Origin of the sequence: Clostridium sp. AWRP, assembly GCF_004006395.2 — a bacterium.
Taxonomy (GTDB): Bacteria; Bacillota; Clostridia; order Clostridiales; family Clostridiaceae; genus Clostridium_B.
Genome location: NZ_CP029758.2, coordinates 4,250,400 through 4,266,328, shown reverse-complemented (window position 1 = coordinate 4,266,328; position 15,929 = coordinate 4,250,400). Strand labels below are relative to the sequence as shown.

Annotated in this window: 15 protein-coding genes; 13 read left to right on the top strand and 2 right to left on the bottom strand. The window is 32.9% G+C overall.

The window, feature by feature from the left end; translation table 11 throughout:
* The first annotated feature begins 7 nt into the window (after positions 1-7).
* The 3 genes from DMR38_RS19905 (at position 8) to DMR38_RS19890 (ending at position 3,406) form a co-directional block, all read left to right on the top strand.
* Complete coding sequence (locus DMR38_RS19905) at positions 8-679, top strand: response regulator transcription factor (RefSeq protein WP_127723293.1); 672 nt, start codon at positions 8-10, stop codon at positions 677-679.
* Positions 676-1,686 carry a sensor histidine kinase gene (locus tag DMR38_RS19900; RefSeq protein WP_127723291.1) on the top strand — a complete coding sequence of 337 codons (1,011 nt, stop codon included), beginning with the start codon at positions 676-678 and terminating at the stop codon, positions 1,684-1,686. Before DMR38_RS19905 ends, DMR38_RS19900 begins: the two co-directional genes overlap by 4 nt.
* Before the next feature lie 553 nt (positions 1,687-2,239).
* Positions 2,240-3,406 carry an iron-containing alcohol dehydrogenase gene (locus DMR38_RS19890; RefSeq protein ID WP_127723289.1) on the top strand — a complete coding sequence of 389 codons (1,167 nt, stop codon included), beginning with the start codon at positions 2,240-2,242 and terminating at the stop codon, positions 3,404-3,406.
* An 88-nt stretch (positions 3,407-3,494) separates the two neighbouring features.
* Here DMR38_RS19890 and DMR38_RS19885 read toward each other — a convergent pair whose 3' ends face one another.
* On the bottom strand, positions 3,495-4,046 hold the full coding sequence (locus tag DMR38_RS19885; RefSeq protein WP_127723287.1) for a TetR/AcrR family transcriptional regulator: 552 nt from the start codon (positions 4,044-4,046) through the stop codon (positions 3,495-3,497).
* A complete protein-coding gene (locus DMR38_RS19880) occupies positions 4,043-5,227 on the bottom strand; it encodes an MFS transporter (RefSeq protein WP_243124613.1) in 1,185 nt (394 codons plus the stop codon). Before DMR38_RS19880 ends, DMR38_RS19885 begins: the two co-directional genes overlap by 4 nt.
* Positions 5,228-5,485: 258 nt before the next feature.
* Here DMR38_RS19880 and DMR38_RS19875 point away from each other — a divergent pair, with 258 nt between their 5' ends.
* From DMR38_RS19875 to cutC, 10 genes are all read left to right on the top strand, one after another.
* Complete coding sequence (locus DMR38_RS19875) at positions 5,486-6,100, top strand: LysE family transporter (RefSeq protein ID WP_127723283.1); 615 nt, start codon at positions 5,486-5,488, stop codon at positions 6,098-6,100.
* 16 nt (positions 6,101-6,116) lie between these two features.
* Positions 6,117-7,568, top strand: coding sequence for a PLP-dependent aminotransferase family protein (locus DMR38_RS19870; protein ID WP_127723281.1), 1,452 nt, complete (start codon positions 6,117-6,119; stop codon positions 7,566-7,568).
* Between the two features lie 442 nt (positions 7,569-8,010).
* Positions 8,011-9,093 carry a hypothetical protein gene (locus tag DMR38_RS19865; protein ID WP_127723279.1) on the top strand — a complete coding sequence of 361 codons (1,083 nt, stop codon included), beginning with the start codon at positions 8,011-8,013 and terminating at the stop codon, positions 9,091-9,093.
* Positions 9,094-9,097: 4 nt separating this feature from the next.
* On the top strand, positions 9,098-9,361 hold the full coding sequence (locus DMR38_RS19860; RefSeq protein ID WP_063553798.1) for a hypothetical protein: 264 nt from the start codon (positions 9,098-9,100) through the stop codon (positions 9,359-9,361).
* Positions 9,362-9,542: 181 nt separating this feature from the next.
* Positions 9,543-10,634, top strand: coding sequence for a hypothetical protein (locus tag DMR38_RS19855; RefSeq protein ID WP_127723277.1), 1,092 nt, complete (start codon positions 9,543-9,545; stop codon positions 10,632-10,634).
* Between the two features lies 1 nt (position 10,635).
* The gene (locus DMR38_RS19850) at positions 10,636-10,902 is read left to right on the top strand and encodes a helix-turn-helix transcriptional regulator (RefSeq protein WP_127723275.1); all 267 of its coding nucleotides are present in this window, start codon (positions 10,636-10,638) and stop codon (positions 10,900-10,902) included.
* Between the two features lie 135 nt (positions 10,903-11,037).
* Positions 11,038-11,334: a BMC domain-containing protein gene (locus DMR38_RS19845; protein ID WP_013240575.1), complete on the top strand. Its 297-nt coding sequence runs from the start codon at positions 11,038-11,040 to the stop codon at positions 11,332-11,334.
* A gap of 39 nt (positions 11,335-11,373) precedes the next feature.
* Positions 11,374-11,676: a BMC domain-containing protein gene (locus DMR38_RS19840; RefSeq protein ID WP_065078467.1), complete on the top strand. Its 303-nt coding sequence runs from the start codon at positions 11,374-11,376 to the stop codon at positions 11,674-11,676.
* A gap of 87 nt (positions 11,677-11,763) precedes the next feature.
* Entirely contained in the window at positions 11,764-13,260 is a 1,497-nt protein-coding gene (locus DMR38_RS19835) for an aldehyde dehydrogenase family protein (protein ID WP_127723273.1), read from the top strand.
* Positions 13,261-13,350: 90 nt separating this feature from the next.
* On the top strand, positions 13,351-15,900 hold the full coding sequence (gene cutC, locus DMR38_RS19830) for a choline trimethylamine-lyase (protein ID WP_127723271.1): 2,550 nt from the start codon (positions 13,351-13,353) through the stop codon (positions 15,898-15,900).
* Positions 15,901-15,929: the final 29 nt, after the last annotated feature.

Here is a 15,929-nt window from a genome sequence, read left to right as displayed (position 1 = left end):
GAGAATAATGAGAAAAATTGTTATTATTGAAGATGATGAAGTTATAAGAGAAGAATTACAAAGCTTTTTAATAAAATATGGATACGAAGTGAAAGCTCCTGTAGATTTTAATAATATAATAAAGTATGTCGAAAATGAGAATGCAAACCTTATATTGCTAGACATAAATCTTCCCCAGTTTGATGGGTATTATATATGTAGAGAAATACGTAAGACTTCAGATATTCCTATTATAATGGTTACAAGTAGAGACAGTGAAGTAGATGAATTAATGAGTATGAATTTAGGGGCAGATGATTTTATAACAAAACCTTATAATACAGATATATTACTAGCAAGGATAACAAATTTATTAAAAAGAACATATGGAAACTTAAAAACTAATAATATATTAAATTACAACGACTTTAATTTAAACCTTTCAAATGCAACCGTTATTTATAAAGACAAATCCTTAGAGCTAACTAAAAATGAGGTTAAGATACTTTCTTATTTAATAAATAATAGAGGAAGCATAGTAAAAAGAGATTTACTTATGGAATACTTGTGGAAAGTGGACTATTTTGTAGATGACAGTGCATTAACTGTTAATATTAACAGATTAAGAAAGAAGCTTGAAGAGATAGGTATAGAAAATCCAATAGAGACAAGAAGAGGGTTAGGGTATATAATGCCATGAGTATAGGTGAATTTATTAAAGATAAAATGGTAGTAATATCATGTAATATGTTGATGTTTATAGTATTATCAGTTATAATGATTGCTATTAATGTTAAGTTCATTATAATTGTATTGATTTTTTGTATCTGGTTTTTACCATTAGTTTCATATCTGGCTTTACAATTTATAAAATATAAAAATTATTATGATGAAATTGATAGCGTATTAGAAAAATTGGACAAGAAATATTTGCTTCCAGAGGTAATAAAGGAAGCAAACTTTATAGAAGGGGAAAAGCTTAATTATATACTTAAAGTGGTAAGCAGAAATATGCATGAGAATGTGAAATATTATAAAGATATGCAGACAGATTATAGAGAATACATAGAGACCTGGGTACATGAAATTAAGACACCAATAGCTTCTACAAAGCTGATACTTGAAAATAATCAAAATGAAGTAACTAATAAAATAGATTTTCAGATGGACAGAATTGAGGGATTTGTAGAACAGGTACTTTATTATTCTCGAAGTAACAATGTGAATAAAGACTATATTATAAAACAAATTAGCCTTGATAATGTGGTGAAAAATGCAGCCAAAAGAAATTATAGAGATTTTATTCATAAGAAAATAAAATTAGATATAAAAGATATTAATGAAATTGTATATACTGATGGAAAATGGGTTGAATTTATTATAAATCAGATAATAGGAAATTCTATAAAGTACTCTAGTAATAAGGAGCCAATGATAATTATATATTCAGTAAAAAAAGCTAATTTAGTAATGTTAACTATAGAGGATAATGGAGTAGGTATAGTAGATAGAGATATAAATAGAGTTTTTGAAAAGGGATTTACTGGTGAGAACGGAAGAAAGTTTAGCAAAAGTACAGGAATGGGATTATATTTATGTAGAAAGCTTTGTTCAAAATTGGGATTGAAAATTAGTATTAACTCTGAGATAAATAAAGGAACTAAAGTTACATTAATATTTCCTTTGTCAGATATGATTAATATGTGAGGTGAAAATTTTGCAGTTTGTAATTTTATATGGACAACTACTTTTATTTCATTGGGAAATGTCTTTGGGGTTAACTGGGCAAAATATCATCACTTGTTACAGGGGATTTGTTTATAGAAAGTTTACAGAACACTGCCTAAAATAAAACAAGAAAAAATTGAACTATCACTTGTATGCTCATAGTGTACAAAAAAGGTACATTTAATAAATGAGATAAAAATCAATAAAATGTAGTATTATTAAAATTTTAATGTAATACAAAGGAATATAGGGATATTATCCAAATAATAACATTACAGAATTATCTGAAGATTATGTTCTTTATTTGACCAAAATGCTGCTTTTTTTTTGAACAGTGGTACTGGTATTATTAAATATAAACCTAAAGTTGGAAAAACTATAAAAGTACCTCAAAATCTTAATAGGTATGGCTTTGAGTATAAAATCTAATGATATAGAAGATTTGAAAAGTAAGTAAGTCGATTGGTACGAATTTTGCTAATAAAATATATGGGAATAAAAATATATGGAAATAAAATTAGGGGGAATAATAATGGAGAGATTTACGTTGCCAAGAGACATTTACTTTGGAAAAGACGCTTTGGGTGCTTTGAAAACGTTAAAGGGCAAGAAAGCTGTAGTAGTTGTTGGAGGAGGATCCATGAAGAGATTTGGTTTCCTTGACAAGGTAGAAGAATACTTAAAAGAAGCAAACATAGAAGTTAAATTAATAGAAGGTGTTGAACCAGATCCATCTGTAGAAACTGTTATGAAAGGTGCCCAGATAATGACAGAATTTGGGCCAGATTGGATAGTTGCTATTGGAGGAGGTTCACCAATAGATGCTGCAAAGGCTATGTGGTTATTTTATGAGTATCCAGATTTTACTTTCAAACAAGCAGTTGTTCCATTTGGATTACCGGAATTAAGGCAAAAAGCTAAATTTGTAGCTATAGCTTCTACTAGTGGAACAGCTACTGAAGTTACTTCATTTTCAGTAATAACTGATTATAAAGCTAAAATAAAGTATCCTTTAGCTGATTTCAATTTGACGCCGGATATAGCTATAGTTGATCCAGCATTAGCCCAGACAATGCCAGCTAAGTTAACTGCACATACTGGTATGGATGCATTAACTCATGCACTAGAAGCTTATGTAGCATCAGCTAGATCGGATATTTCAGATCCACTTGCAATACATTCTATAATTATGACAAGAGATAACTTACTTAAATCCTATAAGGGGGATAAAGAGGCTAGAGATAAGATGCATATATCACAATGTTTAGCAGGTATGGCATTTTCTAATGCACTTCTTGGTATAACCCATAGTTTAGCACATAAAACGGGAGCGGTATGGCACATACCACATGGATGCGCTAATGCAATATATCTTCCATATGTTTTAGATTTTAATAAAAAAGCTTGTGGAGATAGATATGCTAATATAGCTAAGATATTAGGACTTAAAGGAACTACTGAAGATGAATTGGTAGATTCTCTAGTTAAAATGGTACAAGATATGGATAAGGAATTAAATATACCTTTGACCTTAAAAGATTATGGCATAAGTAAAGATGATTTCAATTCAAATGTTGATTTTATAGCAAAAAATGCTCTCTTAGATGCATGTACAGGAGCTAATCCAAGACCTATAGATTTTGATCAGATGAAAAAGATACTTCAATGTATATATGATGGAAAAAAGGTAACTTTCTAGTATAACCCAATATGAACTCAATATAACCCTAATATAAACAGATTTCTAAGCATCAGATGGAGTTTTGACTCCACCTGGTGCTTTAATATTATTTTGTTGATATTCCATATAGGATTATTTTTAATACTTCCTGTATAGCTTCCGAAAATTTCATTTTGTTATCCAGTAGAAAATTATAATCTAGAAATGTATCTGCTGTTTGTTCAAGCATTTTGATGAGTATTGGTAAATTAATATCTTGTTTTATTACGCCGCTTGAAAGTCCTTCTTCTAATAATTCTTTAATAGCATGAAGTTTATATTGCTTTAATTCTTGGATTTTATCCCATTCTTTTGGATAATACATTTTTGCTTCATTTATTAAGTGAATGGGGATTTTGTACTTGTGGTTTGAATATAAAATAGAGTGAATTTTTGAAATAAAGTCATTTTGGTGTTTTAAAGAGGTTTCCATATTTTCCTTATCGCTTTCCACTACTGTCTTAAAAAACTCCTCTACAATTGCGTCTTTATTATTAAAATATTTATAAATAGTTTTTTTGCTAATTTTTAAATCTTTGGCTATTTCGTCTAGAGTGAATTTTTTTAAGCCATGTATTTGTATTTTACTAGCAGCTGTGTCTAATATTTTATCTTTCATAATTTATCTTCCTTTTTTACATTTGATTTATTAAAAATTATTGTAAAAATTCCACCTAGTCCAGTAAATATTATGATAATCAAAGTTATTTTTTGTGAAAACGCCCACAATGATCCTGCAGTAATAGATCCTGCAAAGGAACCAATATATTGAAATGAGTTGAATATGCCATTTGCGGTACCTCTTAAATCATCTTTTACTATATTGTTTATATTGGTTGCAAGTATTGTTGTTAGGCACATATATCCACAAAAGAATAAGATAGTACCTAAGAGCAAAAATATATAAGATGTTTTGTTAAAGTAAAAAAACATACTTAAGGATGAAATTGTGAAGGCTATAGCAAGTATTATATTGATATCATATTTTTTTATGAGTCTTATTACATTTTTCATAAATATTATAGCAATAATTATGGATGGAATAAATATCTTCCACATACCATTTATACCGGTTACGTTACTAAGATAAATGGGAAGTGCATAGAATACTGCCATCATCATAAAATTATTGCAAAATGCAGCTTTATTTAACATTATAAAGGTTTTATTTTTAACAAGGATCTTAAAATTTTCTTTAAATGAATTTTTTATTTTATTAGTATAGTTTTTACTATCTTTTAGGAATAAAAGTATATATAGCCAGTTTACAAATATAAGCAGGGCACAAACTAAAAACATTTTGTTTACTGGAAGAAAATTATGAATAATAGGGCCAAGTGCAAAAGAAAGGGCAGCTGCACAGGATACAAAGGCACCTAAAATACTTAGGGCTTTTATTTCGTTGTCTTTAGTTACCATACCTGAAACCCAAGAGTATCCAACACCCAGTATTGCACCACTTCCTTGAAGTGCTCTTGCAAAGATAAAAACATATATATTTTTTGCTAAAAAAGCGACTACAAGTCCTATATCAACCTGTAAGATGCCGATGAGCATCATGATTTTATTTCCATACTTATCACTTAAAGCACCAAAGGGTATTTGGAAAATTGCCTGTGTAAGTCCAAATATGCCAAGTGCTAACCCTGCAAGAAAAGGAGTATTGTATAAAAGGGATTTACTATAAACGGAAATAAAAGGTGATACAATAGTCATTGCCATTTGCCTTAGTGCTAGAACTAAACTTAGCATAATTACACTTAACATTTTATTGTTTTTCGTACTGATATTCTCCATGATTACACCACAAAACTTATAAAAATATATTTTCCTTTCATTAAATTTATACTATGGAAACTAATTAGGTATAAGTGGTTTCCAACTTAGATATTAATATAGGTTTCTTGATTTGTCAATAGGAAGAAAATAAAATGTTTTGGTTGGTATAAATCTTGGGTTTTGGTTGAAGACATTCAGACTCTAATAAATATAATTTATATTATATGGTTTATAAGTTTATTGAAAACTGTATAATACAAATCTTTTAGAGGTGGAAAAATGATTAGATATTTTTTACAAGGATTTTTACTTGGAATTTCTTATGTAGCTCCAATTGGTATGCAGAACTTATACGTAATTAATTCAGCTATAACTGCTAGTAAAAGAGTAGAGGCATTTAGAACAGCGTTTATAACTATATTTTTTGATATTTCCCTTGCGCTAACCTGTTTTTGGGGTGTAGGAACTATAATTCAAAAATCAAAAGTTGTGAGATCAATTGTATTATTGGTTGGATGCATAGTTGTTATATATATTGGAGTAAGCCTTATAAGAAGTAAGCCGGATTTTGATGAAAAAACTAATGTAGAAAAAAATTTAGTTAAAGTAATTATATCTTGTTTTGTTGTGACCTGGATGAATCCGCAGGCTATTATTGATGGCTCACTGCTTCTTGGAGGGTTTAGGGCATCTCTTTCTTATCAAAGCGCATGGTACTTTATACTTGGATCTTGCATGGCATCAATTTTTTGGTTTACTTCTCTTGCAGGCATTATGTCAATTTTTAAACAAAGTTTTAATGAGAAATCAATTAAGGTAATCAATAGGATATGTGGTATAATAATAATTTATTATGGAGTAAGACTTGGTTTGAACTTCATATTATCAAAGTAAAAGGATCTGAATGCATATGTTAAGTATTGATTGGAAACCAGATAAAAAATCTTCTATTTCTATGTACAGGCAAATTGTAAATTATATAAAGGAAAAAATAGGAAACGGAGAGTGGACTATAGGAGAAAAGTTACCATCACAGAGAGAATTGGCAGAAAAATTTGAAGTAAATAGAAGCACTATTGTAGAAGCTTTAGATGAGTTAAAAGCAGATGGCTTAATTGAGGGAAAAAGTAAAAAAGGTACCAAAATTATAAATAACACCTGGTCCTTGATGGCTTCTATGCTTCCAGGTAGTTGGGAACCTTATATAAAAAGTGGAATACATAAACCAAACCTCCATACAATTCAAATTATAAATAAGATGGAGTATGAGGATAATATAATAAGGCTTGGCACAGGTGAACTTTCTCCTGAATTATTTCCAAAAGATATGATGAAGAAGGTATTTAAAACTGTGTCTAATAACATAACTTCTTTAAGCTATGAAATGGCTAAAGGTTCACTTAAATTGAGAAAAGTTATAAGTGAGTATTTAAAAAAATTCCATATAAATGTGTCACCAGATTCGATACTAATTGTTTCCGGTTCACTTCAAGCTCTTCAGTTGATTTCAATGAGCATACTAAAGCCTGGATCTAAGATACTTGTAGAAAAACCATCATATATAAAGTCACTTCATGTATTTGATTTTTCTGGAGTTAGTTTTAGCGGAATATCTATGGATGCGGATGGAATTAAGTTAAATGAAATTTTGAAAAATATAGATAGGAATACTTCTCTTCTATATACTATTCCAACATTTCATAATCCTACGGGTATATTAATGCCGCAGTATAGAAGAGACAAGCTACTGGATTTATGTATTAAAGAGAGAATCCCAATTATTGAAGATGATGCCTATAGGGAATTATGGTTGGATGAAATGCCACCTTATCCAATAAAAGCAAAAGATGAAAATGGAATAGTACTTTATATGGGTACTACATCGAAGTCAATGGCAGCAGGAATGAGAATAGGGTGGGTTGTTGCTCCGGAAACTGTTGTTGAGAGACTTGGAGATGTTAAAATGCAAACAGATTATGGCGCAAGTTCTATTTCACAGTATGTAACTGCAGAATGGATAGAAAGTGGATTTTATGAAATATATTTAAAAGAACTTAGAGAGAAACTTAAAATAAGGAGAAGAATTGCATTAAATGTTCTTGAAAAATATTTTTTTAACATAGCTAGTTGGAATGTGCCAAAAGGAGGGTTTTATATATGGTTAAAGCTTAAAAATAAAGTAGATATGAAAAAACTTTTTTATAAATGTTGTAAAAATGGAATATTAATAAATCCAGGATATATATACGATTTTACTAAAAACTATAATATAAGGATATCCTATTCCTATGCTTCTCTTTATGATCTGGAATTAGGACTTAAAAAGCTTTCACAAATAATCAGAAGCTTATCCGATCGCTGATATTACTAACACCATCCACAGTGCCACACAGCAAATGCCACTATCAAAGTGGGATATAAACACTGCTGTTCGTGTAGACTACGTAACATTTTGTATAATTTTTAACAATTCTAGAAGTGCTAAGAATAATCTCCTGCCTTATCGCAAAATACGCCCCTTTATTCTAAATTATTCACAAAGTAAGGCAATTTCCTTAATATTTTATTGAAAAAAATCAATACTATTAATACAATAAGGTAACGATAGTCCAAAAAGATAAAAAAATAAACGGATATTGTCCAAATAACATATGTCACTTTATGCCATGAAAAAATGCTTTATTCGTTTACAATAAGTAATGTATTAATATATTAATATTACAAAAGCGTCTTAATCTGAAATTCGCATTAAGATGAGGCCTCTCATCAAATAACAATATAATAAAATAATTGGAGGTTTGTTTATGGAACTGTCAATGGATGCAGCTTTGGCCGCTGCTAAAAAAAAGGTAAAATCAAGTTTCTTTAAAAAAGGTATTGCAATTGGTTTATTTTCAGGAATTTCATATGGATTATATTCAGCATTTTTGACATTAGCTACAACAAAGGGAGTTTGGAGTGACTGGTATGGTGCAAATACAGCAGGTTTAACAGCGCTTACTATTGCATATGTACTTGGTGCACTTAGTAGTGGAATAAATGATACTGCCAGTGCAGTTTGGGCATTAATTGCTGCAGCTACTAGAGGTAAATTAGGTGATTTCTTTAGATGTCTCAATAGTAAACCAGGACGATTGATTATGATAGCTGCTCTTATGGGAGGACCAATTGCTACTACAGCTTATGTTGTAGCTCTAAAAATGGCAGGTTCACTTGCTGTTCCGATTTCTGCTCTTTGTCCAGCTATTGGTGCTATATTAGGTAGAGTTTTATATAAACAAGAATTAAACAAGCATATGATAGTAGGTATTCTTATCTGTGTTTGTGCAAGTGGTTTGATTGGTCTTCAAAGTGTTACTGGAAATGCACCTGCAGGAGCAGGATTAGGTATGGTTATCGCTCTTATCGCTGCACTTGGTTGGGGATTAGAAGGTTGTATAGCTGGTTATGGTTCATGTATGGTAGATTCAGAAATTGGTATTGCTATTCGTCAGACAACATCAGGTCTTTCAAATTTAATTATATTTATTCCTGTTATATCTATAATAGTAGGAAACAATGCAGGACTTGCATTTCACCTTACTGCTAAAGCATTTTCAAGTGGCCCTGCTATGGTTTGGCTTGCTATAAGTGGTCTTTGCGCTTATCTTTCATTTATGACTTGGTACAAAGGCAATAGTATGACTGGAACAGCTCTTGGTATGGCAACTAATGGAACATATTCATTTTTCGGACCATTCTTCTGCTGGATTATACTTGGCGTAATTTTCGGCATATCAGGTTGGTCAATGGCTCCTATAGTATGGTTCTCTGCTATATTAATGGCAGTTGGTATTTTGGTAATTGCTGTAAATCCAATAGATTTATTTAGAAAACAGGAGGATTAATTGTATGAAACCACTTAATTATGCTATTTTAAAACATTTTACAAAAGCTAAAGAAGCCTGTGCAGATGACGTTATTGAAGCTTTAAAAGGTGACTATGGTGATTTTAAAGGACTTAAAAAAGGCGCTGTAATTGAAGCTTTAATGACAGCTGAAGCTAATGGACTTCTTGAGGAAACAAGATCTATATTAGATAAGTCAGGTGATTTAGTTGTTTACTATCATGCAAATGAAGAAGGAGCAGCTACAATTAATAAATACATTGATTAAAATCAATACTATTAGTGCAAGAAAATAACTATAGTACAAGAACTCCAAAAAACTAGCAGATATTATGCATTAAAATATCGCATTTTGTACCATGAAAAAATGTTCTAATGAGTTAATATATCATTAGGTTGCAAAACGTTTTCATCAATCTAGTTTTTTAATATGAGGAGGAATTTTGTTTATGAGTGAAATGACAGGGGCGGTTAGTGCATCTGCAATTGCTGCTAAGAAAAAGTTATCATCACAATTTTTTAAAAAAGGTATATCAATTGCTATATTTTCGGGTATTATGTATGGATTTTATTCAGCATTTTTGTCATTAGGTATGACTAAAGGAGTTTGGAGTGACTGGTACGGAGTTAATAAGGCAGGGCTATCCGCTTTCGTTATTACATACGTATTGGGTGCCCTCGGTAGTGCAGTAAATGATTCTTGCAGTGCTATCTGGGCAATGCTTTATGCAGGTATTAAAGGTAAGTTTGGAGACTTCTTGAGGTGTATTAATACAACTCCAGGCCGTGTAATGATTTTGGCAGCTCTTATAGGAGGACCCATTTCAAGTACAGCTTATGTTATAGGCCTTCAGATGGCTGGTTCAATAGTTATTCCAATTACAGCTCTTTGTCCAGCTATTGGTGCTATTTTAGGCAGAATATTATTCAAACAAGAATTAAACAAACGTATGATGTTAGGTATAGTTATTTGTGTTACTGCTAGTTTCATGATTGGTAGTACAAGCATTACTGGAAGTGCTCCAAAAGGTGCTCTTTTGGGTATTGCTATTGCTTTCATAGCAGCACTTGGTTGGGGATTTGAAGGCTGTGTAGCTGGTTATGGTACATCTATGATTGACTCTGAAATTGGTATTACTATCCGTCAAGCAACATCAGGTATTTCAAACTTAATTATATTAATACCTATTATGGGTATGCTTGCAGGTAGTGTTAAGCTTTCAACTGGTCTTGTATTTCAGGCATTTACAAGTGGATCTGCTATGATATGGTTTGCTATAAGTGGTCTTTGTGCATTTGTTTCATACATGAGTTGGTATAAGGGTAATAGTATGTGTGGTGCAGCTCTTGGTATGGCTTGCAATGGTACTTATTCATTCTGGGGACCATTCTGTTGCTGGATAGTACTTGGTGTAATCTTTGGTAAATCAGGTTGGTCAATACCTGCTATTGGTTGGATTGCTGCTATACTTATGGTACTAGGTATCTTGGTAATTGCTATGAATCCAATGGATTTATTCAGAAAAAAGGAGGATAAATAGTATGAAACCACTTAATTATGCTATTTTAAAACACTTTACAACAGTTAAAGAAGCTTGTGCAGAAGATGTTATTGAAGCTTTAAAGGGTGACTACGGTAATTTTAGAGCACTTAATAAAGCTGCTGTAATCGAAGCTTTAATGACAGCTGAAGCTAATGGTCTCCTTGAAGAAACAAGATTTGATGAGGACAAATCAGGTAATTTGAGAGTTTATTATCACGCACATGAAGAAGGTGCAGCTACAATTAATAAATATATTAAAGACTAATAACTTGGATTCCATAAGTTCAAATTATTAGTTCAAATAATAAATATTTTCAAGCAAAAGTGATTGAATCAAAGGTGTATTTGCTTGGGAAAGATCCATACTGCGTAATTGCGTATAGAGGAGGAGGGTTATGAAATGAGGTATTATGGCGAAGAGGCATTAGGCCTTATTGAAACATTAGGGATGGTTCCTGCAATTGAAGCAGCAGATAAAATGTTGAAGGCTGCTGATGTTGAACTGATATCATATGAAAATATAGGTTCCACTCTTGTTACAATTATGGTAAAGGGTGATGTTGCTGCCGTTAGAGCATCTGTGGAAGCAGGAGCTGCTGCTGCTGCTGCAATAGGTAAATTGACAGCACATAATGTTATGCCAAGACCAATTAAAGGTGTTGGAGACATTGTTTCAGTACATGACATCGATGCATAAAAATATAGTAAAAAATATGATAAAGGAAAGGGAAAACAGATGAGCAAATATGTAGCTTTAGGTTTAGTAGAAACATTTGGTTTGGTTTTTGTTTTAGAGGCTGCAGATGCAATGTGTAAAGCTGCAGATGTTGAATTAATTGGCTACGAAAATGTAGCTTCCGGTTATATTTCTGTATTGGTTGCCGGAGATGTAGGAGCTTGCAAAGCAGCTGTAGAAGCTGGAGTAAAAGCTGTAACAGATATGGGTGCTGAAGTTTATAGTTCAGTTGTTATTGCAAGTCCACATCCAGATCTTCAGAAGATCACCAAACGTTATACAATTGAAAATTTACTTCCTTAATATGTGGATGTTATGATTCCACCACATAAAATGAAAAAGTACAGAAGTACAGTACTTAGCTAGTAAAAAAGAAAGGGAGAGTTAGAAATGAATATTATTGATAATGATTTGCTCTCCATCCAAGAATCCCGAATCCTTGTGGAAAATGCTGCACGAGCACAAAAAATGTTAGCAACTTTTCCACAAGAAAAGTTAGATGAGATTGTTGAACGTATGGCGGAAGAAATCGGAAAACATACTCGAGAGCTTGCTGTAATGTCACAGGATGAAACTGGTTATGGAAAGTGGCAGGATAAATGCATTAAAAACCGATTTGCCTGTGAGTATTTGCCAACTAAGCTTAGAGGAATGCGATGTGTAGGTATTATTAACAAAAGTGATCAGGATAAGACCATGGATGTAGGTGTACCTATGGGTGTAATTATTGCATTATGTCCTGCAACTAGTCCGGTTTCTACTACCATATATAAGGCATTAATTGCAATTAAGTCTGGTAATGCAATTATCTTTTCTCCACATCCTAGAGCAAAGGAGACAATTTGTAAGGCGCTTGACATCATGATTCGTGCAGCTGAAGGATATGGGCTGCCGGAAGGAGCTCTTGCATACTTACATACTGTGACACCTAGTGGAACAATCGAATTGATGAACCATGAGGCGACTTCTTTGATTATGAATACAGGTGTTCCCGGGATGCTTAAAGCGTCATATAGATCTGGAAAACCTGTCATCTATGGAGGAACTGGTAATGGACCAGCATTTATTGAACGTACAGCTGATATCAAACAGGCGGTAAGAGATATTATTGCTAGTAAGACCTTTGATAACGGAATAGTACCATCATCTGAACAATCTATTGTTGTAGATAGCTGTGTTGCATCTGATGTTAAACGTGAGTTGCAAAATAGTGGTGCATATTTCATGACAGAGGAGGAAGCACAAAAACTGGGTTCTCTCTTTTTCCGTTCTGATGGTAGTATGGATTCAGAAATGGTTGGCAAATCCGCACAGAGATTGGCTAAGAAAGCAGGTTTCAGCATTCCTGAAAGTAGCACAGTGCTAATTTCAGAGCAGAAATATGTTTCTCAAGATAATCCTTATTCCAAGGAGAAACTTTGTCCGGTATTAGCTTACTACATTGAAGATGATTGGATGCATGCATGTGAAAAGTGTATTGAGCTGCTGCTCAGTGAGAGACATGGTCACACTCTTGTTATACATTCAAAAGATGAAGATGTGATTCGACAGTTTGCATTAAAAAAACCTGTAGGCAGAATACTTGTTAATACGCCTGCTTCCTTTGGTAGTATGGGTGCTACAAGTAACTTATTCCCTGCTTTAACTTTAGGCAGTGGATCGGCAGGTAAAGGTATTACCTCCGATAATGTTTCACCAATGAATCTTATTTATGTTCGTAAAGTCGGATACGGCGTACGGAATGTAGAAGAGATAATTAATACTAATGGATTGTTTACAGAAGAAAAAAGTGATTTGAATACAATGACAAAGAAGTCAGACTATAATCCAGAGGATATACAAATGTTGCAGCATATTTTGAAAAAGGCTATGGAAAAAATTAAATAGCGTACAGATGTGTTGGAACATGATAAACAATAAATTTAAAACTCAAATAGTTAAATCTAAAATAATTATGAAAGAAAAGAGGTAAGTGTTTTGGATATTCGTGAATTTTCAAATAAGTTTGCAGAGGCAACTAAGAATATGTCTGCAGAAGAACAAGCAGCTTTAATGAAGATATTTCAAGGAGTTTCCCAAGAAATTACAAAAGAAGATAATGGAGCACCTGCAGCTTGTGCAGAACCTTGCGCTAATAATGGAGAAGTTCCAGATGGAATGACAGAACGTTTAAAAAGAATAAAGGAAAACTATTTAAAGCAAAAGCCTTCAATAACAACATATCGTGCTAGGGCTATTACAAAGATTGCTAAAGAAAATCCTGGTATGCCTAAGATTTTATTACGTGCTAAATGTTTCCGTTATTGCTGTGAAACTGCACCTTTAGTAATCCAAGATGATGAGCTAATTGTAGGAGCTCCTTGTGGTGCACCTCGTGCTGGAGCTTTTTCTCCTGATATAGCATGGAGATGGATGCAAGATGAAATAGATACTATTGGAACACGTCCTCAAGATCCATTTTATGTATCTGAAGAAGATAAAAAGCTTATGCGTGATGAACTTTTCCCTTTCTGGCAAGGTAAATCCGTTGATGAATACTGTGAAGACCAATACCGTGAAGCAGGTGTTTGGGAACTTTCAGGTGAATCATTTGTTTCAGATTGTTCTTACCATGCAACTAATGGTGGTGGTGATTCAAACCCTGGATATGATGTTATCTTAATGAAAAAAGGAATGGCAGATATTCAGCAGGAAGCAAAGGATCATTTGGCAAAATTAGATTATGAAAATCCTGAAGATATAGAAAAGATTTATTTTTATAAATCCGTTATTGATACTACTGAAGGAGTTATGATTTACGCTAAGCGTATGTCAGAATATGCTGCTGAATTAGCTGCAAAAGAGACAAACCCTAAACGTAAAGCAGAATTACAAAAGATTTCAGAAGTTAATGCACATGTTCCTGCACATAAACCTCGTACTTACTGGGAAGCAATTCAATCAGTTTGGACTATTGAGTCATTACTTGTAGTTGAAGAAAACCAAACTGGTATGTCCATTGGCCGTGTTGACCAATATATGTATCCATTCTATAAGGCAGATATAGAATCAGGACGTATGAATAATTATGAAGCATTTGAATTATCTGGTTGTATGCTAATTAAAATGTCTGAAATGATGTGGGTTACAAGCGAAGGTGCTTCTAAATTCTTTGCAGGTTACCAACCATTCGTAAATATGTGTGTTGGTGGTGTTACTCGTGATGGCCTTGATGCAACAAATGACTTGACTTATCTTTTGATGGACGCTGTTCGTCACGTTAAGATTTATCAGCCATCTTTAGCTTGCCGTATTCACAACAAATCACCTAAGAAGTACTTGAAGAAGATTGTTGATGTTGTTCGTGCTGGTATGGGATTCCCAGCTTGCCATTTTGATGATGCACATATTAAGATGATGCTTGCAAAAGGTGTTTCCATAGAAGATGCTAGAGATTATTGTATAATGGGTTGTGTTGAGCCTCAGAAAGCTGGACGTTTATATCAGTGGACTTCTACAGCTTATACTCAATGGCCTATATGTATAGAATTAGTTCTAAACCATGGTGTTCCTTTATGGTATGGAAAACAAGTTTGCCCTGATATGGGAGATTTAAATAGATTTAAGACTTATGAAGAATTTGATAATGCAGTTAAGGAAGAAATCAAATATATTACAAAATGGACTGACGTTGCTACAGTTATTTCTCAGCGTGTTCACAGAGATTTAGCTCCAAAGCCTTTAATGTCCATCATGTATGAAGGATGTATGGAACATGGTAAAGATGTTTCTGCTGGTGGTGCTATGTACAATTTCGGACCTGGTGTTGTATGGACTGGATTAGCTACATATGCAGATTCCATGGCTGCTATCAAAAAGGTAGTATTTGATGACAAGAAATGTACTTTAGAGCAGTTAAATCAAGCATTAAAAGCTGATTTTGTTGGATATGAAGAACTTAGAAATGATTGCTTAAAAGCTCCTAAGTATGGTAATGATGATGATTATGCAGATTTAATTGCTGCAGATTTAATCAACTTTACCGAGATGGAACATCGTAAATATAAGACTTTGTACTCTGTTTTGAGTCATGGTACTTTATCTATCTCAAATAATACTCCATTTGGTCAGTTGACAGGTGCGTCTGCTAACGGACGTAAAGCTTGGACACCATTATCTGATGGTATCAGTCCAACTCAGGGTGCAGATTTTAAAGGACCTACTGCTATTATTAAATCTGTTTCCAAGATGTCTTGTGACAATATGAACATAGGTATGGTTCATAACTTTAAACTTATGGCAGGATTGCTTGAAACTCCAGAAGGAGAAGAAGGTATTATCACATTGTTACGTACTGCTTGCTTATTTGGTAATGGACAGATGCAGTTCAATTACTTGGATAACAAGACTTTGATTGAAGCACAGAAGCATCCAGAACAGTACAGAGATCTTATTGTTCGTGTAGCAGGTTACAGTGCATTCTTTGTTGAATTGTGTAAGGATGTTCAGGATGAAATTATTAGTAGAACTATGTTGACACATTTTTAAACATAGTATTCCATTGAGTTTAAATTAAT